We start from the raw sequence: 25,941 nt of genomic DNA on the forward strand, positions 1-25,941 counted from the left end.
GTACTTTGAAGTAGTATAAAAACCAGCTTACTTTAATACAGGAGATTTTTTAGCTTATGCCGCAAATAGATTATGTTGCACTTTACAAACAGGTTGATGAGATTATTTTTGATATCCAATTCTCAAATATGATGGGAGCTTTGATCATGACTATGGTTCCTACATTATTTATAGCTGTGATGTCTTTTATCAAACGAAAACAAATGAAGCTTTACCATATTTTCATCTACGCCCCTCCGGTTTTGATAATAGCTTTTATGTCATTTCAATCAGTGATGAATAGCTCTGCAAAACCAATTGTTGTATACGGGAAAGTATTGGAAAAGGGAAACACCCACAACCACGGACAAAAATATGTGAAGATGAATGTAAGTAATAGAGTTGAGTTCGATGAAAATGGAAAAACAAAAGACCTCTCTCCGGAAACCAATGAAACTTATTATATTACTGATCCAATTTATAATCAAATTGAATTGAACCAATTATACACGTTTGTGGATATTGCCGGTGAACTCAAATATTCGTATACTCCGGCCAAATAGCCAGTAACATATAAATTCAAGAAAACAAAAATGGAGAAGAATAACATGACAAAAGGTATAATTCCTTTTATTTTTACAATGGTGCTGTTTATATTACTTGCTAAATGTGCAACAGCTGGAAAAACAAAAGCCAGAGTAATGGAAAGCAAAACTGTAGGCGGCATTGAGTTTGTCTACATTCCCGGTGGCTGCTTCCAACAGGGAAGTGAATCAGGCGATAAAGACGAAAAGCCCGTACATAAGGTATGTGTAAAATCCTTCTGGATGGGCAAGTATGAAGTGACCCAGGAGCAGTGGAAGAAAGTGATGGATGGAAAAAACCCCAGTCATTTTCAGGATGGCAAAAACAAGGCTCCCGCTAACACAGCTAAACACCCTGTAGAAATGGTAAACTGGAAAGACACCCAGGAGTTTATTGAAAAGTTCAACGCTTTGAATAAAACAAATGCCGGCCTACCCGGTGAATCCCAGTGGGAATACGCGGCGCGCACCGGAACAAGCACTCAGTTTTATACAGGAAAATGTATTACTACCAAAGATGCAAACTATCTTGGCAACAGCACCTATATGGATAACAACGGAAATAATCCCTATAAAGACTGTCCAGGAGGACTGGCAACAGCAGATAGTATAAAGGATTTAGAAGACTATAAAACAGTAGCAGTCGGTAGTTTTAAGCCAAATCCTTTCGGTCTCCATGATATGGCCGGTAATGTATGGGAGTGGACACAGGATTGCTATCATCCTAATTATGAAGGAGCACCAACAGATGGCTCTGCATGGCAGGAAGATAAATGTAGTAAACGTGTTCTACGCGGCTGCTGCTACTCGGAAGATATTTACTGCCAGCGTTCTGCCAACCGCAGTGCTTACTTTCAGAGTATGAGAATTCCAACAGTCGGTTTTCGTCTGATTCTTCAAGTAGATTAATATATGCGGTATTCGTTGAAGAGAAAATTTTTTATAATGCCAGCATTTTTAAAAAAGACAATAGTCTTTTTATTAATTATTAGTATAAGTAATTGCATCTCTTCTGCTGTTTTATCTATACCTGAGTTTGAGAGGTCAGAAAGCAAGTATAAATACTATTCAAATACTTCTACTTTCTTTCTGACCTATGAGGAGGAAATAGATAGAAATATCTTTCCTAATTCTACAGACATGATTCAGGCAGAAATTGGTTTATTAGAGTTGTTTAAGAAGACAGAAGCCGATAACGATAAATTTCGTTATGGAAATAAACAATTACCGGATGATGCAAAACTACTATACCCACCCCATAAGGAAGGAGAAAATTGTCACCAGGCTTGCTCTGATTTAAAAAGTGATGGGAATAATTATTGTCTACAAGTAAAGGAACAAAAGAAGCAAAAATTTCTTGTATTAGAGCATTGTTCAAAAAGACAAACGGTTCTTTATCTACCAATGCGAGACAGCAGTTATACAGCTTACTGGACTTATCCGGTAGTGGCTGTTACTTTACCTGTTGCATTCGTATTTGACATTATTACTTTGCCCCTGCAAGTATATATTGTTTACCTAATATCTGGTGACTTCTTAAAGAATTTCTTTTACTTAATACTTCCGAACAAGAAGAAATCCGAAGCTTGATTACTAAACAATTATAAATATACTTCATACCCAGAGAGGCATAGTATTTCGAAAACTTAATATTGTATTACTTTTAATAAACTAACAAGGAACCCAACATGAAGAAATTACTAATCTATCTTTCAGCAGTTTTGCTTGTAATAAACTGCAAAAAAGACAAGGATGATAAAGATCTACTGTTAGGAGCTACCGTTCTGGCTTCGCAATCAGCAGTGGCCAGCAGTTCCAGCAAGACGGTAATCACCGGCAGTCTATCGGGAGGATAGGCTTTATGCCTTGAAAAGTATTGTAAAAAGTAAAGCACCATATCGGAATTAAATAGAGTAGTATTAGCCTGTTCGCAAAACCTGTAGCTGTTATAATAGTACAGTAGATCCGAAAAAACTTCTTCTCTTATTTTGACAATAGCGACGGGGACGAATAAAAAAGAACTTTTTTACTCCTTCCAGCCGGGAAATAAATTGAGTCTTATCGATAAATAATTCGCCTGAACGTCTCAGGTTATCGAAATTAGCTTCTCCGTAGGCTATCTTTAACATAGAGCCAGATTACACCATCCGGGCTTTCCTGTAAACCAGCTTCAAAGAACCGGTCTTTAGCATCCCATTTCTTGTTTTTGGGATACTAAAAATTATGTTATAAGTCATTAAATATGAATTTATTGATTATCCGCTCAATTTTTTAGGGAAACTCCTACTGACTACCGATGCTCGTGCTAAGCGAAGCCGGAGTATAAACCGGTAGTCATGGAAGAATTACGGAATAATAGAAGTATTAACTATCTCTATATTAGCGATTACAGTGTAGAGCCTTTATAAAACAGAGCAGACTTTTACATATATAAAAACTATTTGTAAAGATATGTAAGAGAAAAATCCTGTAATTGAGGAAAATTATGCCAGGATACAGAAGTAGTACATCAACACAGGGTAGGAATATGGCCGGAGCCAGGGCTCTTTGGAGGGCTAATGGCATGAAAGAAGAAGATTTCGGAAAGCCCATTATTGGAATCGTAAATTCTTTTACTCAGTTTGTTCCGGGTCACGTTCATTTGCATACAATTGGTCAGAGAGTAAAGCAGGTCATTTCCCAAAATGGGGGCTTTGGAGCCGAATTCAATACGATTGCCATAGACGATGGAATTGCTATGGGACATGAGGGAATGCTCTACTCACTTCCGAGTCGGGACTTAATCGCTGATTCCATAGAATACATGGCCAATGCTCATTGCGTGGATGCACTTTTTTGTATCAGTAATTGCGATAAAATCACACCCGGAATGCTGATGGCAGCCATGCGTCTGAATATCCCCACCATCTTTGTTTCCGGGGGTCCGATGGAGGCCGGTAAATATAAGGGAAAATCTCTAGATCTCATAGATCCCATGATTGCAGCCGGAGATAAAGACATCTCCGATGAAGAACTTTTAAACATGGAACGCTCGGCCTGCCCGACCTGCGGTTCCTGTTCCGGAATGTTTACAGCCAATAGCATGAATTGCTTAAATGAAGCACTCGGTCTTGCTCTTCCGGGTAATGGAACCATAGTAGCTACCCATTCGGCACGCTGGAAACTTTTCGAAAAAGCAGCCATTCGAATTGTATCTATGGCAAAAGAATACTATATACAGGGAAATAAAAATGTACTTCCTCGCAGAATAGCAACGATGGAAAGCTTTCAAAATTCAATGGCACTTGATATTGCTATGGGAGGTTCAACGAACACGGTTCTTCATATCCTTGCCATAGCGAGAGAAGCAGGAATTGAATTTACCATGAAACATATAGATGAAATCTCAAGAAAAGTTCCTACTCTATGCAAAGTAGCTCCATCTTCAGAATACCACATTGAAGACGTTCACAGAGCAGGAGGAATCATGAGAATATTAGAAGAATTAGATAAAGCTAAGCTTATAAATTCCTCCACCCTCACTGTTAGTGGAAAAACACTCAAAGAGCAGATTCAAGAAAATAGTATTATACAATCACCAAATTCAGAAACCCTTACATTCTATAGTGCAGCTCCGGCAGGAGTTCGGACTACGGAAGCTTTTTCACAATCGAGTTTATTCAAAGAATTGGATACTTCCGAAGAAGGTTGTATTCGTTCTATCAACAAAGCCTACAGTAAAGATGGAGGACTCTGCGTTCTTTATGGTAATATAGCTGAAGAAGGATGTATTGTAAAAACAGCGGGTGTAGACGAGAGTATCCATATTTTTGAAGGCCCTGCGAAAATCTATGAATCCCAGGAAGACGCCTGTGATGCAATCTTACAGGATAAAATAAAAGCTGGAGATGTGGTAATCATTCGTTACGAAGGACCCAAAGGAGGTCCGGGTATGCAGGAAATGCTATACCCGACATCCTATCTGAAATCTAAAAAGTTAGGAAAATCCTGTGCTTTAATTACAGATGGAAGATTCAGCGGTGGAACTTCCGGTTTAAGCATAGGACACGTTTCTCCTGAAGCTGCAGAAGGAGGAGCCATCGGTCTTATTGAAGAGGGAGACCTTATCCAAATTAATATTCCCAATCGAAGAATCGATGTGAAACTTTCAGAAAAAGAATTAGATGCAAGAAGACAAAGCCGTAAAGGCAAAGCCTGGAAACCTCAAAATAGAGAAAGGCAGGTATCTCAGGCCTTACAGCTATATAGTATGGTTGTAACCGGTGCCGCGAGCGGAGCCGTAAGAGACCTTTCCCAATTAAAACAGGATCATCAGGAGAACAAATGAAAAAGATACTATACCTATTTCTTATTGTATTTTCTATTTCTCTTTTTTCTGAGAATTTATTCTACGAAAACCAGGAAAAAGAAAGAGAGGAAACTTTAAATCGACATGGAATTTTAGTTACAATTCTATTAAAGCACGATCAAAGGAAAACCCTCGATGAAATCAACCTCGAGCTCAAACAATCGGGTTTCTGGGTAAAGTTTCCGGGAGAAGGAATGAAAATTGAGTCATGGTATGTAGCAATGGGACTCGGCCATATTATTACAGTTCGTATTTTACCGGAACAGGTAAGGGAGCTAAACCGTATCATTGAACGTACCGCCTGGAAGTCCTTTCGAACTGAGTTTTTCCTGAGCTATGACTTCAAAGAAGTCTCAACAGAAAATCGTAAGCGAGAACAGGATGATGAAAAACAAAAGGAAAAAAAATTTGAAATGAAAGAATATTTCAGATAATTATTCTCCCTTTTCTCTTCTTTCATAGGTCTATTTAATGGAAAGAATACTTAACTTGTATCTTCTCCGAAGTAGAGACAGTTCTTTCACCTGAGCGAACCACCAAAGGTTCGCTTGCATCTGAAAAAAATAAGAGCTAAACTCAAACTCTAATCCAAAAAGTTTATTTATGAGTAATATGAAGGTATTATCAATAAGACAAATTTGGTAATTTTATGATTTAAATCAACACATTTTCATAATTCTTCATAGTCGAATTTACTAGGGAGAACTACACATTGAATGAAAACTCTATTGCGATTATAGGGGCTGGCTTTGCCGGCATTAGTACCGCATATGCTTTGAAACAAATAAATCTACAATTTACACTATTTGATCGAAGTTTACAATTTGGAGGCATCTGGACCAATAAACCCGAGTTAAAATTTAGAAGTATCTATGAACATGATTTTACCGAATTAAGAGAATTGAAATTTAATTTTTTAAAAGGAAATAAAACTTACTCTGATATAAGAAATTATATAGAAACCTATACTGATACCTTTGATCTTAAAGCTAATTTTAGCGGCGATAAAAATATTAAGAGTATTAGTTATAATGAAAATCATAAATGGATTTTAGAGTTTGATAATCATGAAAAAGAATTATATAATGCGGTAGTCTTAGCTACCGGAACTAAATGCAGTCTGGCAGATATTTCTTTTCTTCAGAATTATACAGGTCTCATTATACACGAATCTTTACTCGAATCTCCTGACTGCTTGAAAGGGAAACGTGTGTTAATTACCGGAGAAGATTCTTTTGCCTGTAGCCTTGCAGTTAATGCACTTGATTATTCAAAGGAATTACATATCAGTTTGCCTGAAATATTCTGGAAAAAGCCATCTGCAATTCTCGGAATTCCCATCGAAGAAATATTCCATCCATACATTTCAGAACACATTGATCTCATAATGTCCAACGATATGTTGTCGAATTTTTTTAATATTACTAACAGCATATTTCCGCATCTTTCATCTAATATTTCTTATCCAGAAAAAAATAAGACACTCTCAAAGCTTCTGTATTTTTTAAAGAATGGCCGTATTAGCTCTCATAGCAAAATTCAATCTATACAGGATAATGAGCTTTACTTTAGCAACGATGATAAACCTTATGAATTTGATATTATCATTGTTTCAAACAAATATTCCCCAAATATAGTTCCTATCTATACACCGAATAAACAATACACAGACATTTATCCTGATTCCATACTCAACTCTTTCGCGATTGAATATAAAAATCTTTTTTTTTCAGGGTATATCAACCCAACTCATTTAGTCGGTCCTATTCAATCAGATTTATCTACTATTCTTGCTTCTGCTATCAATATATCCCGTGAATTAGAACAACCTATAGGAAATTTATTACAAAAATTTGGATTTATTTCTTCCAAGAATAACTTCATGAATGTAGCACAATTAAAAAAGAAACTGGAGATACTCTCCAATTTATTACCGCATTTACCTTCTCTTGAAAGGTCCTATAATAAATTAAATGACTGGAAAAGCAAAATTTCTACCTTATCGGAATTAATTTAAAAACCAGTCTATACCTATCAGGAAAGTCCTGATAGGCTTTTGTAATATAAGAAGATTTTAATATATTAAATTTTCATCATAAAACTATTAGTTTGATCCAAAACTTCAATCGAAACTCTTATAAATTTAACTCCATCGGTTCTAAGTTCAATATCTGCCGGTAAAATAAATTCTCTGGATTTGTATTCATCATAAGAGTTTATATACTTAAAACGATTACTTCTGGCCGAAACCAACTCTATGTATTGACCATCCATACCCACATCATAAAGGTGAGTACAGGAATATTGCTTTTTACCGGAGTTAGAAAAAGCTATACGTTCTCCCTCTACTACCTTTAAACGCATAGGTTTAATGATACCCGTATCAATCATATAGATCTTGATTCCTGTGTAACGAATCCCTTCATCCTCTTTCCACCAATTTCTAAAAAATAGAACCAGGACTGCAATTAATACAAGACCTATTATAAAAATCAGAACACTCAACCAGATTGTAGAACTACCATCTGTAGAAGGTGCCTGTATCCGGTAATCGATTTTTCTTATTAACTGCTGTTTATGATTACCCTTTTCATTTACATAAAATATCTTCAGGTTGGCTACTTTTTCCAGTAAAGGAATCTCATTTTCTGGTATATTCCCTTTAAACACTAATTCTTTTGGGTCTATTTTATCCGGTTTTAAGCGAAATATTTTATTATTAATCGTGTTTATATCTAATAAGACTTTTTCTAATTTACCATTTGCTTCGCCTTCTCTCAGATTTAATTCAAGAGGTTCCGAACTTAATTGAAATAAGGTATTTTTTAATTTCTTCTGATTCAGAATTATCGAGCCAGAATAAGAATAAGGTTCCTCCGCCACATTTTTTATTTTTCTAACCGTTATATAAATATCATTAGAGGATTTTAATTGATATAAGACATTCGAATAATCAATCGAATCTTTATAAGATAACCATTCTTCTTTTCGATTAAGAGGTATTTCATTTTCCTTATATTCTTCTTTATCTGATATATCCAACCAAAATACTTCTTCTTTACGATTTAATTTAGCAGCAATATCCATTAACACAAGATACCAATCCGATTTTTCATCTACAAAAAAAGATTCATCTTTACCATCCGGAATACAGGTGGATATGATGCGTTGAACAGCCGGATAAGTACTTTCAGTGGAACAACTTTTCAAAGAAAGACCATAGTAAAAGATGGTTACTTCATTCCCTTTTTCTATTAACTCTTTTCCGGGTAGGCTTCCTTTTAGAACTGAAAATTCTTTTTTATCTACAGAACCCTTCAGCAGTAAATCCTGAAGTTTTTTCTTTAGGACAGGCCAGTTTTTTTCCGGCTTCTTCTTTTTCATCTCTTTAGATTGAGAAATACTGATAAAAACCTTTGGCTTTTTTTCTTCCTGAGCACCCAAACTCTGAATGACTAACATGGAAAGCAATAGAAATAGAAATAAAATGAGCCTGTAATTTCTAAGTTTTACAGACTCCGGATATATTTTTTTATTTGGTTTCATAAATTTATAGTTCCAATTCGTATAAATTCACAGATTGAGAAAACAAAGTCCTTTTTTCAAGTAGATTCCCTGAATTTCAGTTTTTTACTGGGCTATATTTTTTTAGTGAATTGAATCATATCCTTGAATCAATGGTCAAATAGTCTACTTCTTTATCGGACAGAAAAGGACACTAAACAGGCCTATATATAAAAAGACTAGATTTATGAGATTTCAAATTTCCCGGAAAAACGTTTTTCTCTTTTTATTTCTATCTCTAAGGGCCATATTCCCACAGGATACCACTATGCCAGATTTTCCTCTTATTCCCGGTCTGAATACCGAAGAAGAAAAGAAGGAAGAACTAAAAAAAAATCAATCTATTGATGAAACAAAAAAGAAAATTCTTGCAGATGTTCTGGATACTCTGAGTGACAGAGAAGTAGATGAATATTTGCAGGAACTGGGAGCTGATACTTCCGGTTCCGTTTATAACAAACGAATTCGCTTAAAGAGTCTTTTACAGGCCCATAAAGTGGAGAAAACTAAGGAAAACTCTCCTGAATCCACACCTAAAAAAGATCCCCTGCCAATTTCTATAGAGAATGCTTCCGAAGCAGAATTTATGCAGGTTGATAGAAATAAATCCGGTGTTCTGGTTCTCAGGGGAAGAGTCAGGGTAAAACTAAATAAGGGTAGCCTGATTGCAGATTCCTTAACTGTAGATTCCAAACGAAATGAAATCTATGCAGAAGGAAATATTGAATATGAGGAAGGAGATCTGAGTGCCAGAGGAAATAAATTCATCTATGATACAGAGCTTCAAAGAGGAATTTTATACGATACCTCGGCAAAAGTAAAAACTTCTTTTTTCGTAGGTAAGAAAATCAAAAAAGTAGATGAAAACAAGTATTTAATGGATTTAGGTTACTTTACCGCCTGCAATGCTGAAATTCCACACTATTCCTTTAAAGCGAAAAGAATTATTGTTTATGAAAATAATACGATTACGGCCAGTAACATCTGGTTTCAAGTAGGAAGTTTTAAACTCTTCTATCTTCCCTTATTCTATACTACAAGTCTCGGAAGCGGTTGGATTGTGCAGGCCGGACGTAATAATACCCAGGGAAGCTTCTTACAGACCAGTTACCAGTGGTCAGAACCTCTTGCCGCTCTCAGTCTTTTTTCCCCTATAGGAAGAAAAGTGAAGCTGGATTATTATGAAAAAACAGGTCAGGCTTTCGGTCTGGAATTCTGGAAACGAAGCCCCTGGTTAAACTATAGACTGGATACGGGTTATGCCCACTATAAGCGCTATGAAGCCACCAGTGTTTATGAAAAGCGATTCCGAGCCGGTGGTGTGGGGAATACAGTTACCACGAACCAGGTAGACAAAGGAGATTTATGCATTAAATACGGTAAGAAATGTCTGATTACAGCAGAAGAACTCCTCTACGGAACAAGTGGAGCTCATCCAATTCGTGAATACGGAGTCGACGAAGAATACTGGTGGAAAGTCGATTTGAATGCAAACATTAAGCAAAATAATGCCATGAACGACGGAACCCGAAATATTCAGATAAAAATGGAAGAGTATAAAAACCCGGCCTATGAGTATGAGTTTGGTTACAGATACCAACCGGCCAATACCCTTCAGGCCATCTACACACGTCGTCAACAAAGAAGCTCCTATTTCAAACAAAACCCGATCTGGGACTTTGATTATTCCGAAAGCAGGGGAGATTTGAGTATTAACATTAAAGCCACCCGCATGAATAATTATGCTTTTTTAATTCCCCGTGGAAAGTCCGGCTATTTTCCCATTTATGAGGAAGTACCCAGAGTACATATCCGTAATTCTTCTGAGATTGCCCGTTTTCCCCTTTCAGAGGCCCCTCTCTACTGGGATATAGACGTTTTAAGCTCCGTACAACGATACTACTCCTACCCTACCCGTACTCCCCTTCCCTATAGTCTTGGAAGCCTGGGTTACAGTGATTATTACCAGGATTATAAAGCGAACCTACTCAGAACCGAGTATTTTACAAAGGGAGAAACCGGTTTTAAAACAACCCTCTACCTCGGAAGCTATATCAGTTATGATCCCTCTGTTTATATTGGTGCCACCAAGCGTTCAGCGGAGTTCACCGGGGATTCCAGCACCCGTTCAGCCTCAGACATCGCCCTTGAAAGGCAGTTAAAAAGGGAATCCTATCAATACCTGCGGAATAACCACGTGATTTCCATAGGTGTTCCCGCCCTGCTCTTCAAAACTACATATAGAAGAATCCAGTCGATAAAATCTGAGATTCCGGAAAAAACACTGGAACAATCTTCTGATAGGTTTAGCCCCCAGAATTCGCAGGACAGACAACACGAGGCAGAATTCTCCTTATCCAGTAACGCTTTTGAAAGCATGGAATTCTCTATCATTACCATACGGGATTTACGTCGTTTTTCCCAAAGTTATAAGCCGGAACCTGAAAACCGGGAACGTTGGTACTATACCATATTTCGAATGGGATCTTATTATGATTTCTTAGAAGGTTTCGGAAATCAAAAGGTCTCCCACTTAGAACGTAAGCGTAGTTTTTTTTCCGGCATTTTCTTTAATAATGATTATATTTATCACACTACCCTTAAGAAAAAGCTCTATAATAACCTGACACTCGGTTACCAATTAGGAGGCTTCCGACTTCCTTTTATCCGAAGATTTAAAAAGTTGGAAGCGGGAGGTTCCTGGTATCATGTATTTGAAGCAGCCTATCTGGATGCCTATAGGGTCTATCTCCAAACCGATTTACAAATTACAAGATTTATCGGTCTGGAAATAGAACTGGACTCAAGAGTTACACAACCCTGGAGATACACAAATCAGGTTGGAGGTCTTTCTTACTACCGAAACGGACAGGATCCGGTAGCAGTCACCAATTCTTATAGCCTATCTACCGACCCGGCTTATTCCCAGAGTAGTTTTCAAAGGGATCTGGCCTATGGAAGCGGTGTAACAGGTTCAAATAATCGCCAGACTACAGCCTTAAACATTAATACTTTCCAATTTGCCTTTAAGCATAACCTTCACAACTTTGATATTCGATACGGATACAGCATGAACCTTCGCTCTATTCAGGGAGGCCTGAGCATGGATAAACAGGTAAATTTCTATGACCAGTCCGTTTTCGTTACCTTATCCCTCACCAATATCGGTTTCGGCGACAGCAGTGCTTTCCGCGATGCCAGAGCCAGAATATACAGGTTTAGAAAACGACCTCTGGATGGAGGTTTATAATCATATGGGATTTATTTTATGTTAAAAGAAAGAAGCCAGACCTTTAAACTCAGTTTCATTGCCCTCGATTTATTTATTTCGGGCATAAGCTTCCTCCTTGCTTTCGGAATCCGTTTCTTTTTTTCCGATATGGAGTTTTATTTTTCAGGAATAAATTATATTTTCCTCGGAATCATTCTCTCCTTAACCCAGGTTTTAGCTTTTATTTCTATAGAACTTTACCATCCGAGAAGAGGACTCTCCTTTTCGGAAGAATTTATTGCCATACTCAGTGGCGTATTAGTAAACCTTTTAATCATCCTTGCTCTTTTATTCTTTTTCCGCGGAGATAGTTTTTCCAGACTTGTAATTTCGTATTATGCCTTTACGAATATTATCCTTACTTCTCTTTCTCATTATATATTCCGTTTAGTCTTAAAAAATTTAAGAAAGAAAGGCTATAACCTGCGACAGGTCATGATTATTGGCACCGGACAAAATGCTCTAAAACTGAAAGAAATCTTTGAAAAGCACCAGATTTACGGCTACCAGATAGCCGGCTATATCAAATCTGAAAAACAATCCCAACCCGGACCCTATATTCCCAAACCGGAAGATGACAAACTTAATTTAAATATCATCGGAACTCTAGACCATTTAGAATCTCTGATTCGAGAAAATAAACCCGATCTTGTAATCTACGCTCTGAACCATAGAGAAGAAGAATACCTGCGGGAAGCCCTCGATACCTGTGACACGGAAGGTATAGACCTGAAAGTCGTTCCGGATTACCTCGAATTCGTTACGTCCAGAGGAAGGGTGGAAAGCCTCGACGGAATTCCGATTATCTCGATCCGGGATATACCCATTCGGCTCGGCTATAATCGCTTTATAAAAAGAACCTTCGACTTTCTCTTTGCTCTTGGCTTTATCCTTGTATTCTCTCCTTTTTATATTCTCATTGCTTTATCCATCAAGTTGAGCTCCAGGGGACCTATTTTTATAAAACAGGAAAGAGTAGGACTGGATAACGAAAGCTTTATGATGCTAAAATTTCGTTCCATGTATGTGCAGGAAAAAAAACAGTCAGACACCCAGTGGACGGTTAAAGACGATCCGAGAGTTACCGGTGTAGGCAAGATTCTTCGAAAGCTTTCTCTCGATGAAACTCCCCAATTTTTCAATGTTCTCATGGGTAGTATGTCAATTGTCGGTCCAAGACCCGAGCGACCTTTTTTTGTAGAACAATTCCGGGAAAAACACCACCACTATATGAGACGACACGCAGTAAAAGCAGGAATTACGGGTTGGGCCCAGGTCAACGGTCTTCGGGGGGATACTTCTATAGATGAAAGAATTAAAGCAGACATTTACTATATAGAAAACTGGTCCTTGCTCTTTGATATAAAGATAATTTTAATGACCCCAATAAAAGGAGTATTAGACAAAAATGCCTATTGAATTTTTATAGTACCAGTTTTTAGGAATCAAAGAAACGGTATGGATAAACAGCATTTTATAGAAATCGCAGCCCTGTCTAAACTCAAGTTTAAAGAAGAGGAAATAGAACCCATTTTACAGGACTTCAACAAGATCGTGTCCTACGTAGATCAAATAAAAGAACTCGATACCTCGTCTATCAACGAAGAGGAAATCTATTTCAATCACGAAAATGCCATCCGGATAGATAAAAAAGGAGAACTCTTAAATCTCTCCGAAATAGAAAAGCTAGCTCCGGAATATGAAGATGGTCACATTGTCATTCCAAGGGTAATCGAAACATGATCCATAAAACGTATTCAGCAATAAAAAAAGCACTACAGGATAATACACTCAGTTCTTTTGAACTCTGCAAGGCCTATATAGACAGAATCGAAAGTCTTGATCCGAAAATAGGAGCCTTTATAAGTCTCGATAAAGCTTCCATTCTCGAAGCTGCCTTAGAGTCAGATGAAAGAAGAAAGAATGGAAAAGCTCTTTCTGTATTTGATGGAATCCCGGTAGGCATTAAAGACAATATCTGCATAAAAAATGTAAGGACAAGTTGCTCCTCTAAAATTTTAGAAAACTTTGTTTCTCCTTATAACGCTACTGTAATCGAAAAGCTGAAAAATAAAGGCTTCATCTTATTTTCTAACCTGAACATGGATGAATTTGCCATGGGTTCTTCCACGGAAAATTCAGCCTTTCGTTTAACTAAGAATCCTTTTGACACAGAACGCATTCCCGGTGGTTCGAGTGGAGGTTCTGCTGCTGCCATAGCTTCTTCTATGCTTCCTGTAGCCCTCGGTTCCGACACAGGAGGTTCGATTCGTCAGCCTGCCTCTCTCTGCGGTATCTGGGGTCTTAAACCAAGTTATGGTCGAGTTTCCCGTTACGGTCTGGTTGCCTATGCTTCGAGTCTGGATCAAATTGGCCCTCTTTCCAATGACCCGGAAGGCATCATTGATTTACTCTCTGTCATTACCGGTCATGATCCGAAAGACTCCACTTCTCACCGCCTGCCGGATTTTTCTTCTTCTGAATTAGAAGAAATAGATCTGAGTAGAGTAAAAATTGGTATCATGAAAGATGAAGGAGAAGACTGGGAAAAGGGTGTAAAAAACAACTTTCACAAAGCCTTAGAACTCCTGAAAGAGAAAGGTGCGAGTATTCAGGAATTTGATTTTTCTATTTTCAAATATTCGATTCCTATTTATTATATTATTGCTACAGCCGAATGTTCCTCCAATCTATCACGATTTGATGGAATACGCTACGGAAAAAGAGTAAATACGGGTGGTAGATTAGAAGACCTTTATACTGAATCCAGAACGGAAGGTTTCGGTCCGGAGGTAAAACGTAGAATTCTACTCGGAACCTTTTCTCTCTCATCGGGCTACTATGACGCATACTACGGACAGGCACAGAAAGCCAGAATACTCTTAAAGAAGAAATACGAAGAATTCTTTTCTTCGGTTGATTTCATTCTACAACCTACTTCTCCTACTACAGCTTTTAAAATAGGAGAAAAAACCCAGGATCCCATACAGATGTATAAGGCAGATATTCTGACAACCAGTGTAAATTTAGCAGGACTCCCTGCCATTTCCATTCCCTGCGGTTTGGATGAAAAAAAACTTCCGGTTGGCTTACAGGTTACAGCTCCTATGTACAAAGAAGGAAAACTTCTTTCTTTTATAAAGAAACTTTCCGATTGGGAAGAACTAAAAATTCAGTTACCGGGTGAAATTCAATGAGTCTTACCAAAAGAGTGATTCCCTGTCTCGATGTAAAAGATGGCCGTGTAGTTAAAGGAATTAACTTCATTAATCTCGTTGATGCGGGAGATCCGGTGCAATGTGCTGAAATCTACGAACAAAACAAGGCCGATGAACTTTGCTTTTTAGACATCACCGCTTCGAGTGATAAAAGAGAGATTCTCATTCATCTTGTTGAAGATGTGGCTAACAAGATTTTTATTCCATTCACGGTTGGTGGAGGTATTCGTAACGCTGCCGACGTTCGTGCTGTTTTAACCCGCGGAGCAGATAAGGTATCTATTAACACCGCAGCTTTTGAAAATCCTTCTGTTTTAAAAGAAGCCAGCGAAGTATTTGGCTCTCAGTGCATTGTCTGTGCTATAGACGCCAGATTCAACAAAGAAAGAAACCGCTATGAAATTTATACACACGGGGGAAGAACCGAAACCGGTAGAGAGGCTTTAGACTGGGCCCAGGAAGCCGAAGCCATGGGTGCCGGTGAAATTCTCTTAACTTCTATGGACAAGGATGGCACTAAAGATGGATTTGATATTCCCTTAACAAAGCTTATCTCATCCCATGTAGAAATTCCGGTCATAGCCAGCGGTGGTGCCGGTGAGGCGGAACACCTTGTCGAAGCTATTCACAGGGGTGGTGCCGATGCAGTTCTGGCTGCCTCCATTTTTCATTTTAAAGAAACTTCCATTCTCGAAATCAAGCAGGCTATGCGGGATATGGGAGTCAAAGTTCGTTTATAAGCATTTTCGTATATTCTTATGACTCATATTGGCTTTTTAGACCTGCTTGTTATCCTCCTTTTTTTAGGTATCAGTTTTCTTGTATCCTATCTACTCACTCGTAAATCGAGTAACACAAGTCTTGAAAATTACTTTCGCTCCGGTGGTAAGCTTTCCTGGTTCATAGCAGGTACCGGGATGGTGGCTACAACCTTTGCAGCCGACACACCCCTGGCCGTTACCGAACTCATTGCCGAAAGCGGAATTTCCGGAAACTGGGTATGGTGGTATGGCTCTATAGGTTCGATTATTACGGTTTATTTTTTTGCCCCGCTCTGGAAACGTTCCGGTGTCAGCACAGATTTAGAACTTGTAGCTTTACGTTATAGTGGTAAGGGTTCTATTGTACTACGTATATTCAAATCCGTTTATCTTGGTTTTTTCATGAACATCCTGATTATGGCCTGGGTGAATTTAGCTATGTTAAAAATAGCAGAAGTTTTACTTCCCGGAATTTCTCCTGCTCTTATTGTGAGTCTTCTCTTTTTATTTGCCTTTTTTTATACTTCTCTCATGGGGCTTTCCGGAATCTCCTACGCCGATGCCTTTCAATTTTTTTTCGCTATGGCCGGATGTATTCTCCTGGCTTTTTTAAGCCTTTCTTATCCTGAAATCGGAGGTATGGAGAATCTAAAAGCAAAGCTTCCGAAAGCCTTTTTGGAATTTACACCGAATTTTGATTCAAATGGAAAGGGAATGGACTTTTCCTTTTTCCTTGTGTTAATTACAGTTACCTGGTGGGCCAGTTGGTATCCGGGACAGGAACCGGGTGGAGGAGGCTATATCGCCCAGAGAATATTAGCTTCTAAAGATATGCGTTCTTCGAGTCTGTCTGTTCTCTGGTTTACCATTGCCCATTATTTCATCCGTCCCTGGCCCTGGATTATCGTAGCCCTCGTTGCTTATATTCTTTTTCCAGAACTTTCGACTAAAGATAAAGGTAAAGGGTATATTTTAAGTTTAACTTATAAACCGATTCCCGGCCTCACAGGCTTTTTTATTGCAACCTTTATGGCAGCTTATCTTTCTACGATTGCTACCCACTTAAACTGGGGAACTTCCTACTTGATAAACGACCTTTATAAACCTTATATCTCTAAAAAGAAAACCGACTCTCATTACATACGCACCGCCTATCTGATACAGCTTATTATGATGCTTGTATCTCTCATCATTACTTTTTATTTCATAGACACCATATCCGGCGTGTGGAAATTTTTATTGGCTGGCTCTGCAGGTCTCGGTTTTGTTTTAATTGCCCGCTGGTTTTCGGCAAGGCTTAATTCGTATTCGGAACTCTCGGCTTTTCTTTTTCCCCTACTTTATTATTTTATCTCCCATTCAATCTTTGAATGGAAAGACAATTCAGCAAGGGGAATGCTATTTACTGTAAGTTGTAGCATTTTTTCTATACTTGTAGTTACATATTTAACTCCCAAAACCGATTTTACAACCCTCAAATCGTTCTACAAAAAAGTCAGACCTCCCGGTATTTTTTGGAAACGCTGGGCCATTCAAAACGCCATCCCCTTAGAAATTCCCTGTTATAACCCTTACAGGAGTTTCTTACTTTCTGTCTCAGGAATCGGAATGGTCTTCGGAGGACTCTTCGGAATTGGATATGTAATCTTTCAGGAATATTCAAAGGCTCTCATTTACCTGGGATTACTGTTTGCTTCAGGTCTTTTTACCTATATCTTCTTTCCTAAATATAAAGAATAAAAAACATACATTCAGCAGGAAAAGATATTGAATCTAAACCCCGACCTTGCGGAAAAGTTTCTCTAAGAAACTTGTCTCAAGTTTGGTGATACTAGCATCTCTTTTACTCTCCTGCTTTCAGAAGTTTTAGCTTTATTCAAGCAATAGTTTTTTTCCTGTTTGTTCTTTCCACTCAAAGGCTCTTTCTGAAATATAGTAACCCTCATAATCATTTAACTTAGTATTATTCTTAAAAGTTTTACGAAACCATTTGAACAAATCTTCTGCCGCCGAAATAAAACTTTCCGCTTTCATTTTCTCTTTCATTTCAATTTTATCTAAATAATCTTTGACAAAATATAATCTTCCCGGTCGGAGAACATCAGGTTCCATTTGAGGGTAAAGAAACTCTATTACAGGAGATTGAGAAATCTCCACAGAATAGTATTTTTGGGTCGATATATACTCTATAACTAAATTAGATTTGTCCTCTTCTCTAAAAATGAATTTTTGTCCTCTAATTTTAAAGCTATTTTCAAGGTTCCTTATTAAAAGGGAATCTAATAATACAATACTTTCAGTAGGTAGGGGATGACAGGTAAGTAAAAAGTTATGTTTAGTTAAATATTTTTCGATTTCAAGTACATCTTCCGGTGTTATAAAAAAATTAATCTGTTTACTTTTCATCTTTATTCTCTATTTCATTATAGGCATGAAAATTTGGTTTTATACCAGTAGCTTTTTCCAATTCATCAAGTATCACTCTTTCTCTTTTTACAGGTTGTCCATTTTTATTCTGCTTTCCAATTTGGTGAAGTTCTACCACTTTTTCTGTTTCATCAAGACCAGCAATATCAACAAAACGTCTTTTTATACCAAATAATCGAACCATCTTTTCAAAAATTACTGTGAAACCTTTCTGCTTAATTTCACCCGCTACTTCAATAACTTTTTCTCGATGCTTTGGTCCTCCCAATTTACCATAAGGATTAGGTGTTTTTTTATCCGTTTTCATCACTTTTATAATTTGAGGTATTAACTACAATAATGTCAAATGAAATACTCAAATAGAAACTAATCTTTGTTTTGGAGTTTTAGCTCTCAGCAGGAAAAGATATTGAATCTAAACCCCGACCCTGCGGAAAAGTTTCTCTAAGAAACTCGTCTCAAGTTTGGTGATACTAGCATCTCTTTTACTCTCCTGTTTCCTTTAGTTTCCATCATGGATTTTAGACTGTCAAGTTCAATTTTTTTGACTCCGGATAGCATGTAATGGGTATTTTTCTTAAACAGAAGAATAACCTTTGCAATCTAAAACCAATCTGAAGTTAATTTATCTAATTTCAGTCCATCGTATTCATTGGCCCTGCACTCAAGAATAAAACCCTTCACATCTTCCGCCCTTAAGGTTCTCTGTCCTCTCTCGATAAACTTTCTTATTTTATCGAAGAAAAATTCATTTACATGACTTCCGGGCTTTTCCAATAAACAATCCATCCTTACCAGGTTACAAACAGTGCGAATGTCGGAAGAAGTAAAACCTTTTGAATCTCTACCCAGTTCTTCGAAGAATAATTCATGCTGCGGAACCGGCTTTTTGTCATGGGTTATTAGTTCTTCATTTATCTTTACAATATAATAGGCAAACATTAAAGCCCGTTCTTCTTCATCAGGAGGAAAGACGGGAATCTTAATATCAAATCTTCCGGAACGTTTCAATGCCGGATCCAAAGAACTTAAGCGATTGGTAGCTGCAAGTACCAGTACATCTTTTTCATCGATATTGTTTAACTCAATCAAAAGTTGGTTTATGGTAGAACCCTGATCGGTATGAGCTCCTCCCTTATTCACCATATCTCGATTAAAACCGATACTATCTAATTCATCAATAAAAAGTAAGGAGGGACTTTTCGCCCTGGCCTGTGAAAATATTCGGCTGATGTTTTTCTGAGACTGTCCTATCCATACACTGATAATTTCAGCCGGATTTAAACCAAAGAAATGCCGGTTTATTTCGCTGGCAAAAGCACGAGCAATGTAGGTTTTACCGCATCCCGGCAGACCGTAAAGTAGAATTCCCCCTATTCCGAGTTTCATATTACTTTCCTGCAATTTTTTCAAATTGAGAAAAGCTTCTTTTTCTTCCTTCATCCCGATAACATCATCAAAATTTAATTCTGTAATATCACGCTTTTTCTCTTCTTCAAATCGTAACTGTATCGGAAGAACCGGTTTATAATTCTGAGAGACAACCTGCTTTAAATCTACCGGTACTATCGTTTGATTTTCATAGTCCGGTGTAAAAATGGTAATCGGAATATTCTTTTTAAAGACTTCCCTGATATGGTTTTCTAAAACTTCCTGTAACTTACTTAACTGGTAATAGTTTCTGGCCACTTCGAAACCCGGAAATAAAAGATATATCTCTTTTAGATTTTTCTTTAATACTGAAAAGTCTACCCAGGAACGGCTTTTATTTACAAGAGTATGTATAAAGTTTAGATATACATTCTTATCAAAATTCTTACCTTCCAAAGTTTCTATATCAACAACGATTTGATGTTTCGCATTTACATCAGGCATATTGGAATAATCTACATATTCATCCTGATTCTGGTAATGGGGAGAGTCATAAGAACTACAAAAAACATCTTTTTGAGAATATCCTAATTTTTCGCAGAGATACTTAATGGTAAAATACTTTAAATAAACATGTTCATCACTTTCTCCATCCCAGACCATAGATTTTATGTATTCTGTTTCCATTTTAAGCAAAGTCTGATATTCTAATCTTGCATGAGTTCTTCTCAGTTCGGTTACAAATTCAATAAGATTCAATTCTGTATCTATTTCATGTCCGGGTAAATCATAGATAAGTTTCAGGTGTTTGTAGACATTATTCCTTACTTCTTCTTCTATGTCAGATTCCTTTTCATACTTACAGTCCAATCGAAATACATTGGGTATTCTTCTGGCAATAGAAGATAAGGTTTTTTCCAGTATATCTTGCTTTTGCAGTTTTTGAATCTGTTTCTGAGAGGGGCAATGAAAGAGAATGAATATCTGGGTTTTTGAATGTTTATTAGATGTATGAGAAAGCCTTTGTAGATTCATTTCAAAATTATAAGAATCTAATAGTTCGGTACCTGTTTCTCCCAGAATTACATTTTGCATGATTGTTCTGGGAAAATGATAGATTTCTGAACTTGTCCAAATGTCCTTTCCTTCGTTTTTATTCCCTTCGTTTGTTGTATCCGTATTATCTCCCGTAAAGGATACATCCAGATAAGTAAGCTCATTTACAAACATATCATCTCCGGAGTATTGTCTTTTTTGGAGGAGCTCTATAGAGAAAATTTGTTCCATAGTCTCTGAAAAAAAATCTTCTTCTTTAGGAATTAAAAACAGGCCTACAGGTTGATAGGAATCGAGGGCCGCCTGAAACCTTTCATACTCAGCTTCGCTTGAAAAAGTAAATAAGTATTTAATAAAATCATCCGGAACTACAAAGATTTCTTCTTTTTGTTTGGAATCTTTTTCATTCTCCTGTTTCGTCGCAATCGACTGGAATTCTACATAAGAGTCCAGATCATCATTTATACTGAGACCGGGTTCTAAACGAATTTCTTCTTCTAAAAAAGTCTTATTGACTTGTTCAATAATCTTTTTATTTCTTCTCGGATTACCCAGCTTCCGAAAAATAAAAGAAACTTTACGCTTTACTTTCTTCTTGGCTGATTTCTCTATACTGTGTTTTACAGAAGATACTAACTCTTGTAACTTATCATCCGGACTTGATGGCATAAAACCCTCTTACTCTCTTTTCAAAATAAAAACTAAAGCTTATGATAATAACTTATTCCTTTTTTTGTCAACAGGAGTTTTAAAATAATAATTTCTTATGCTCTCTAATTTTAGATTGATATAAGAAAGCTATTTGGTTTGAATGGAGAAAGTGAAGGCATAGTCCTGTGCTGGAAAAAACAATAAATATTTATCTCAGCCTTTCTATTCTTTTTTTAGGTATTCTAATATTTCTAAATATTCGACCGGCTGACTCTTTCGTTAAAAAACCTGTAGCCAATAAAGGTATTTTAGATTTACGTTCCTATAACTTTGAAACAAATGGAAACCTTGGCATCGAAGGCGAATGGGAGTTTTATTGGAATGTTTTTTTAGAAAATCCGATACAACAAAACTCTTTTTTCCAATTACAAAAAACGGAAACCATTCACTATATACATGTACCTTCTGAATGGCAGAACTACTCTTTGAATGGAAAACTGTTAGAGACAGATGGTTATGCAATGTATAGATTGAAAGTTTTATTAAAATCTGGTGAACCACCACTTGGTTTTTCTATGACAGATATATGTATGGCATACAACTTATATATTAATAACAAATTACAGTATTCTGTAGGAAAAGTTGGAAAATCTATAGAAGAAACTATACCTCTTCTACAGTATAATACCTTTCCTCTTATCGGAATACAGGGAGAAGAGTTGGAAATTGTCTTTCTTATTTCCAACTATCATCATGCAAGAGCCGGAATGTGGAATAGACTTACTATCGGTCATCTTGATAAGATCTATGAATCTCAAAAGAAAACGATCACTTTGAAATCCATCACATTTGGAGTTCTTTTGATTATGGGTTTCTACCATATTATCCTTTATATCATGCGAAAAAAAGACATAAGCCCTTTTTTATTCGGTATTTTTTGTCTCTTGATAGCTTCCAGAATTGTTCTAATGGAAGAAAGATACATATTGAATATCTTTCCTACTTTATCATTTTTAGTCCTTTCAAGAATTGAATATTTAAGTTTCTATATAGCTGTACCTATCTTTTTATTTTACATCTATAATCTTTTTCCTGAAGAATTTTCCTGCTCCTATCTATTTTTCTCTTATCTTATTAGCTTATTAGCAATATTAAGTACCCTGTTTTTTCCATTAAAAATCTATGGTTCCTACATATTTTTCACGATGGAATTATTCTTATTAGCATCTATTATTTATTCTACTTTTGTCTATATCATAGCCCTGAAACGAAAAAGAGCCGGTTCTATTCTTGTATTTACCGGAACTATGATATTCTATTTAATATTAGTTAACGATCTGTTATATGGTGCCGGTTACATTCGTACGGTCCATCTGGCCCCTTATGGCTTTTTAATTTTTGTATTTTTTCAAGCGGTAATGCTTTCTATGAAATTTTCAAATGCTTTCCAAATATCAGAATCTCTAACAATAGAGTTAACCGATAAAAGTAGTTTATTAGAATTATCAAATAAACAGTTAATCGAACTAAAAGAACAATTAGAAGTAAAAGTGGAAGAAAGAACCAGGGACTTACAGGCGTCCTATCAGGAAAACTTTGAAAGCATAAAACAGGTTCATAATTTAGAAAAAGAGTTAGCCATAAAAACAGAAAGAGAAAATGTTTTTAGAGATATTCATGATTATATTGGCGGAGGTCTATCCGATTTATTTTTATTAAATCAAAAGTTAAAACTTTTTTCTGTTCCACAGGAAATTCAAACAGAATCTGAGCAATTAATACGCAGAATTAATGAAAGCATAAGAAGTAAGATGCACTACGTAGAAGACTTAGAACTTTTACGTAAAGACTTTTTAAGCGGTATACATACCTATTTACTTCGCAGATATTCTTCCATGAATAGGAAGTTACATTTTTCTATAGAAGAAGAAGCTGCGAATCCCATAAACGAAATCACTTCTTCTTTAAAAGACAATCTTTTTTTTATCATTATAGAAATAACAAATAATGATTTAAAATATGGAAAAAACACTGCCGATTGGAAGCTAAGATTAAACAGAAAAGAGATTATGATAAATTTACAATCACATAGCTTATTCCTATCCGGTGAAGGATTTGGTATGCATAATATTCAGAAACGTGTTGAAGTTGTCTCCGGAAAAATCATACAAAAGCAAATTCAGGAAAAATACCAAATAGAAATTTATGCTCCGCTTATTTTTACTGTATAAAATTTTATTCTCCAAATATCTATTCGCTTGACAAAACAAGAAAACATATATAATAATAGGGTAGAGGATATTGTATGTCTTATAATATTGGAGTCATAGAAGATAATCTTCCGTATCGGGAATTCCTGCATCAAGAACTTACACTTCAGAAAATTGAAATAAATCTTCGCTTTTGGAAATCAGCCGAAGAGTTTTTAAGTGAGAAGAGTCTTGCTTCCCTTGATATTTTACTTTTAGATATTAACCTTCCTCATATGAGTGGAATTGATCTATTAGAAGAATTACAAAAGCGTAAGATTGTAATCAAAGTCATCATTCTTAGTGTTATAGCCTCAGAAGAAACAATTTTTAAAGCATTAAAAGCGGGAGCCGTAGCTTATGCTTCAAAATTAGATAAAAAGAATATTATGGAAGTAATACAGATTGTTCTAAAAGAAGGTGCCTATATTTCACCAACTATCGCTTTTAAAATGATTCATTATTTACAGGAACCCTTGAAGAATTCAAGGGAAGATATTCAACTAACTCCGAAAGAGTTACAAATTCTAAAACTCATTACAAATGGAGAAACAGCAGGAGAAATCTCAGAAACCTTAGATGTTACCGAGGCCACGATTCGCTTTCATATTCGTAATATTTATAAGAAATTACAGGTTAAAAACCGGGTAGAACTTCTCAAAAAATCAGAACGAAAAGGTCTTATATAGTGCAAAAATTATATTCCTTACAATAAATTCCCTTCAAGAAGTTGGTAGATTTATTTCATGCTTCGTTTAAAAAGAAACTTTTTTTTGGATAAATCCTCATTACCTTTAAAAACTGATGACAGGCTTTATCATGATAGAAGTGTATACATTATATTATGATTAAAGAACTGGAACTAAGAGTTTTACCGGAAATTGCCGGAATCGAAGAAGAATTGAAAACTAGGATTTCCACTACCCTGAAAATTCCGAAAACTGAGTTTCATCACATAGAAGTCGTAAATCGATCTATAGATGCTCGACAGAGAACGGTTATGGTGAATCTCAAAGTTCGCGTATATATCGGTGAATCATTTGTTGAACAGCCGGTTTCTCTTCCAAATTACTCCAATGTAAAAAATGCCGAAGAAGTGATTGTCGTAGGTTCCGGTCCTGCGGGCTTATTTGCTTCTCTGCAACTTATTGAATTGGGTTTAAAACCGATTCTTTTGGAAAGAGGAAAGAGTGTTGAAAATAGAATATTCGATATTCGTGGAATTGTCTCGCACTCGATAGTAAATGAAGATTCTAATTATTGTTTTGGAGAGGGAGGAGCTGGAACCTATTCTGATGGAAAGTTATATACCCGTTCCAAAAAAAAAGGAAATGTTCGGCAGGTATTAGAACAATTAGTTGCTTTCGGTGCCAATAAAAATATTTTAGTTGAGGCGCATCCCCATATTGGAACCAATAAGCTATCAGGGATTATTCGAAACATTCGAGAAACTATTTTAGCAAATGGTGGAGAAGTTTTTTTTAATGCAAGAGTTTCTGATTTTATCTTAAACGGAGATCAAATCACCGGAGTAATTACTTCCGATGGCAGACGCTTCTCTTCTAAAAAAGTAATTCTGGCTACAGGACATTCAGCCAGAGATATTTTTGAATTATTATATTCTAAAGGGATTGAAATACAGCTAAAACCACTGGCAATGGGGGTACGTGTAGAACACCCTCAGTCTCTAATCGATTCCATTCAATACCATTGTGAAGTGCGTAGTCCCTACCTACCTGCCTCTTCCTACTCGATTGTAAGACAGGTGAATGGAAGAGGAGTTTATTCTTTTTGTATGTGCCCGGGAGGAGTAATTGCTCCCTGTGCCACCAGTCCGGGGGAAATTGTTACCAATGGTTGGTCTTCTTCTAAAAGAGCCAGACCCACAGCTAATTCGGGTATTGTTGTTGAATTACGACCGGAGGACTTCACATCTCTCAGTAAGTTCGGACCTTTAGCAGCAATGGAGTTTCAGAAGAGGATAGAAAAAAAAGCATGGATGGAAGCCGGACAAACACAAAAAGCTCCGGCACAAAGATTATTAGATTTTATTAATGGAACAGTTTCTCGTGAAATACCAAAAACTTCTTATAATCCGGGAACCAGTTCGGTAGACCTGGCTTCTGTTTTACCTCCACTTATACATAAAGCCTTGAGAGCAGGTTTTAAAGAGTTCGGTAAGGCAATGAAAGGATATCTTACAAATGAGGCTGTAGTTTTAGCACCGGAAACCAGAACCTCTTCCCCGGTTACAATTCCCCGAGATCCGGTAAGTCTTCAGCATATTCGCATTAAAGGCTTATTTCCTTCCGGAGAAGGAGCCGGTTACGCCGGTGGTATTATTTCTGCTGCAATGGATGGGATTCGTTGTGCACAGGCCTGCGTTAAAGCTTAGAGTAGCTTCTTATAGATTCGAGTACGCTGTAGGCTTTGAGAGATAAAAAGAATATTACCAACCAGGA

Annotated in this window: 21 protein-coding genes; 16 read left to right on the plus strand and 5 right to left on the minus strand. The window is 36.7% G+C overall.

Features of this window, described 5'->3' with window-relative positions; genetic code table 11:
* Nucleotides 1-56 precede the first annotated feature (56 nt).
* The 4 genes from H7A25_22660 (at nt 57) to H7A25_22675 (ending at nt 2,419) form a co-directional block, all read left to right on the plus strand.
* A complete protein-coding gene (locus tag H7A25_22660; protein ID MCP5502718.1) occupies nt 57-542 on the plus strand; it encodes a hypothetical protein in 486 nt (161 codons plus the stop codon).
* 45 nt (nt 543-587) lie between these two features.
* Nucleotides 588-1,472, plus strand: a complete 885-nt coding sequence (locus H7A25_22665; protein ID MCP5502719.1) for a formylglycine-generating enzyme family protein — start codon at nt 588-590, stop codon at nt 1,470-1,472.
* A 36-nt stretch (nt 1,473-1,508) separates the two neighbouring features.
* Nucleotides 1,509-2,153 (plus strand): hypothetical protein, encoded by a 645-nt coding sequence (locus H7A25_22670; GenBank protein ID MCP5502720.1) that lies wholly within the window; start codon nt 1,509-1,511, stop codon nt 2,151-2,153.
* Nucleotides 2,154-2,251: 98 nt separating this feature from the next.
* Complete coding sequence (locus H7A25_22675; GenBank protein ID MCP5502721.1) at nt 2,252-2,419, plus strand: hypothetical protein; 168 nt, start codon at nt 2,252-2,254, stop codon at nt 2,417-2,419.
* Between the two features lie 90 nt (nt 2,420-2,509).
* Here H7A25_22675 and H7A25_22680 read toward each other — a convergent pair whose 3' ends face one another.
* Nucleotides 2,510-2,692, minus strand: coding sequence for an AAA family ATPase (locus H7A25_22680; GenBank protein MCP5502722.1), 183 nt, complete (start codon nt 2,690-2,692; stop codon nt 2,510-2,512).
* 356 nt (nt 2,693-3,048) lie between these two features.
* Between H7A25_22680 and ilvD the strand changes: the two genes are divergently transcribed.
* From ilvD to H7A25_22695, 3 genes are all read left to right on the plus strand, one after another.
* Nucleotides 3,049-4,890 (plus strand): dihydroxy-acid dehydratase, encoded by a 1,842-nt coding sequence (ilvD, locus tag H7A25_22685; GenBank protein ID MCP5502723.1) that lies wholly within the window; start codon nt 3,049-3,051, stop codon nt 4,888-4,890.
* A complete protein-coding gene (locus H7A25_22690) occupies nt 4,887-5,345 on the plus strand; it encodes a hypothetical protein (protein MCP5502724.1) in 459 nt (152 codons plus the stop codon). The genes ilvD and H7A25_22690 overlap by 4 nt, the downstream gene beginning before the upstream one ends.
* 278 nt (nt 5,346-5,623) lie before the next feature.
* Entirely contained in the window at nt 5,624-6,928 is a 1,305-nt protein-coding gene (locus H7A25_22695) for an FAD-dependent oxidoreductase (GenBank protein MCP5502725.1), read from the plus strand.
* A gap of 65 nt (nt 6,929-6,993) precedes the next feature.
* Here the strand turns inward: H7A25_22695 and H7A25_22700 are convergent, their stop codons facing one another.
* A complete protein-coding gene (locus tag H7A25_22700; protein MCP5502726.1) occupies nt 6,994-8,457 on the minus strand; it encodes a hypothetical protein in 1,464 nt (487 codons plus the stop codon).
* A gap of 286 nt (nt 8,458-8,743) precedes the next feature.
* Between H7A25_22700 and H7A25_22705 the strand changes: the two genes are divergently transcribed.
* From H7A25_22705 to H7A25_22730, 6 genes are read left to right on the plus strand one after another with little or no spacing between them, the layout of a single operon-like run.
* On the plus strand, nt 8,744-11,725 hold the full coding sequence (locus H7A25_22705) for an LPS-assembly protein LptD (protein MCP5502727.1): 2,982 nt from the start codon (nt 8,744-8,746) through the stop codon (nt 11,723-11,725).
* Nucleotides 11,726-11,743: 18 nt separating this feature from the next.
* Entirely contained in the window at nt 11,744-13,165 is a 1,422-nt protein-coding gene (locus tag H7A25_22710) for an undecaprenyl-phosphate glucose phosphotransferase (GenBank protein MCP5502728.1), read from the plus strand.
* Between the two features lie 39 nt (nt 13,166-13,204).
* The gene (gatC, locus tag H7A25_22715; GenBank protein ID MCP5502729.1) at nt 13,205-13,489 is read left to right on the plus strand and encodes an Asp-tRNA(Asn)/Glu-tRNA(Gln) amidotransferase subunit GatC; all 285 of its coding nucleotides are present in this window, start codon (nt 13,205-13,207) and stop codon (nt 13,487-13,489) included.
* Nucleotides 13,486-14,943, plus strand: a complete 1,458-nt coding sequence (gene gatA / locus H7A25_22720) for an Asp-tRNA(Asn)/Glu-tRNA(Gln) amidotransferase subunit GatA (protein MCP5502730.1) — start codon at nt 13,486-13,488, stop codon at nt 14,941-14,943. The genes gatC and gatA overlap by 4 nt, the downstream gene beginning before the upstream one ends.
* The gene (hisF, locus tag H7A25_22725) at nt 14,940-15,704 is read left to right on the plus strand and encodes an imidazole glycerol phosphate synthase subunit HisF (GenBank protein ID MCP5502731.1); all 765 of its coding nucleotides are present in this window, start codon (nt 14,940-14,942) and stop codon (nt 15,702-15,704) included. Before gatA ends, hisF begins: the two co-directional genes overlap by 4 nt.
* Before the next feature lie 18 nt (nt 15,705-15,722).
* Entirely contained in the window at nt 15,723-17,465 is a 1,743-nt protein-coding gene (locus H7A25_22730) for a Na+:solute symporter (GenBank protein ID MCP5502732.1), read from the plus strand.
* A gap of 132 nt (nt 17,466-17,597) precedes the next feature.
* Here the strand turns inward: H7A25_22730 and H7A25_22735 are convergent, their stop codons facing one another.
* From H7A25_22735 to H7A25_22745, 3 genes are all read right to left on the minus strand, one after another.
* A complete protein-coding gene (locus H7A25_22735) occupies nt 17,598-18,131 on the minus strand; it encodes a hypothetical protein (protein ID MCP5502733.1) in 534 nt (177 codons plus the stop codon).
* Nucleotides 18,121-18,459, minus strand: coding sequence for a hypothetical protein (locus H7A25_22740; GenBank protein ID MCP5502734.1), 339 nt, complete (start codon nt 18,457-18,459; stop codon nt 18,121-18,123). The genes H7A25_22735 and H7A25_22740 overlap by 11 nt, the downstream gene beginning before the upstream one ends.
* Before the next feature lie 296 nt (nt 18,460-18,755).
* The gene (locus H7A25_22745; protein MCP5502735.1) at nt 18,756-21,248 is read right to left on the minus strand and encodes an ATP-binding protein; all 2,493 of its coding nucleotides are present in this window, start codon (nt 21,246-21,248) and stop codon (nt 18,756-18,758) included.
* A gap of 167 nt (nt 21,249-21,415) precedes the next feature.
* Here H7A25_22745 and H7A25_22750 point away from each other — a divergent pair, with 167 nt between their 5' ends.
* The 3 genes from H7A25_22750 (at nt 21,416) to H7A25_22760 (ending at nt 25,874) form a co-directional block, all read left to right on the plus strand.
* Nucleotides 21,416-23,461, plus strand: coding sequence for a 7TM-DISM domain-containing protein (locus H7A25_22750; protein ID MCP5502736.1), 2,046 nt, complete (start codon nt 21,416-21,418; stop codon nt 23,459-23,461).
* Between the two features lie 74 nt (nt 23,462-23,535).
* Entirely contained in the window at nt 23,536-24,168 is a 633-nt protein-coding gene (locus H7A25_22755) for a response regulator (protein ID MCP5502737.1), read from the plus strand.
* 155 nt (nt 24,169-24,323) lie between these two features.
* Complete coding sequence (locus tag H7A25_22760) at nt 24,324-25,874, plus strand: FAD-binding protein (GenBank protein ID MCP5502738.1); 1,551 nt, start codon at nt 24,324-24,326, stop codon at nt 25,872-25,874.
* Nucleotides 25,875-25,941: the final 67 nt, after the last annotated feature.

This window comes from Leptospiraceae bacterium (assembly GCA_024233835.1).
Taxonomy (GTDB): Bacteria; Spirochaetota; Leptospiria; order Leptospirales; family Leptospiraceae; genus JACKPC01.

Bases quoted from the DNA above. Each gene is read 5' to 3' on its own strand.
- H7A25_22735 (MCP5502733.1), bottom strand. From the start codon at position 18,131: ATGAAAAGTAAACAGATTAATTTTTTTATAACACCGGAAGATGTACTT.
- H7A25_22670 (MCP5502720.1), top strand. From the start codon at position 1,509: ATGCCAGCATTTTTAAAAAAGACAATAGTCTTTTTATTAATTATTAGT.
- H7A25_22730 (MCP5502732.1), top strand. From the start codon at position 15,723: ATGACTCATATTGGCTTTTTAGACCTGCTTGTTATCCTCCTTTTTTTA.
- H7A25_22710 (MCP5502728.1), top strand. From the start codon at position 11,744: ATGTTAAAAGAAAGAAGCCAGACCTTTAAACTCAGTTTCATTGCCCTC.
- hisF (MCP5502731.1), top strand. From the start codon at position 14,940: ATGAGTCTTACCAAAAGAGTGATTCCCTGTCTCGATGTAAAAGATGGC.
- H7A25_22665 (MCP5502719.1), top strand. From the start codon at position 588: ATGACAAAAGGTATAATTCCTTTTATTTTTACAATGGTGCTGTTTATA.
- H7A25_22680 (MCP5502722.1), bottom strand. From the start codon at position 2,692: ATGTTAAAGATAGCCTACGGAGAAGCTAATTTCGATAACCTGAGACGT.
- H7A25_22700 (MCP5502726.1), bottom strand. From the start codon at position 8,457: ATGAAACCAAATAAAAAAATATATCCGGAGTCTGTAAAACTTAGAAAT.
- H7A25_22690 (MCP5502724.1), top strand. From the start codon at position 4,887: ATGAAAAAGATACTATACCTATTTCTTATTGTATTTTCTATTTCTCTT.
- H7A25_22745 (MCP5502735.1), bottom strand. From the start codon at position 21,248: ATGCCATCAAGTCCGGATGATAAGTTACAAGAGTTAGTATCTTCTGTA.
- H7A25_22660 (MCP5502718.1), top strand. From the start codon at position 57: ATGCCGCAAATAGATTATGTTGCACTTTACAAACAGGTTGATGAGATT.
- H7A25_22740 (MCP5502734.1), bottom strand. From the start codon at position 18,459: ATGAAAACGGATAAAAAAACACCTAATCCTTATGGTAAATTGGGAGGA.
- H7A25_22705 (MCP5502727.1), top strand. From the start codon at position 8,744: ATGCCAGATTTTCCTCTTATTCCCGGTCTGAATACCGAAGAAGAAAAG.
- gatC (MCP5502729.1), top strand. From the start codon at position 13,205: ATGGATAAACAGCATTTTATAGAAATCGCAGCCCTGTCTAAACTCAAG.
- H7A25_22675 (MCP5502721.1), top strand. From the start codon at position 2,252: ATGAAGAAATTACTAATCTATCTTTCAGCAGTTTTGCTTGTAATAAAC.
- gatA (MCP5502730.1), top strand. From the start codon at position 13,486: ATGATCCATAAAACGTATTCAGCAATAAAAAAAGCACTACAGGATAAT.
- H7A25_22760 (MCP5502738.1), top strand. From the start codon at position 24,324: ATGATTAAAGAACTGGAACTAAGAGTTTTACCGGAAATTGCCGGAATC.
- H7A25_22755 (MCP5502737.1), top strand. From the start codon at position 23,536: ATGTCTTATAATATTGGAGTCATAGAAGATAATCTTCCGTATCGGGAA.
- ilvD (MCP5502723.1), top strand. From the start codon at position 3,049: ATGCCAGGATACAGAAGTAGTACATCAACACAGGGTAGGAATATGGCC.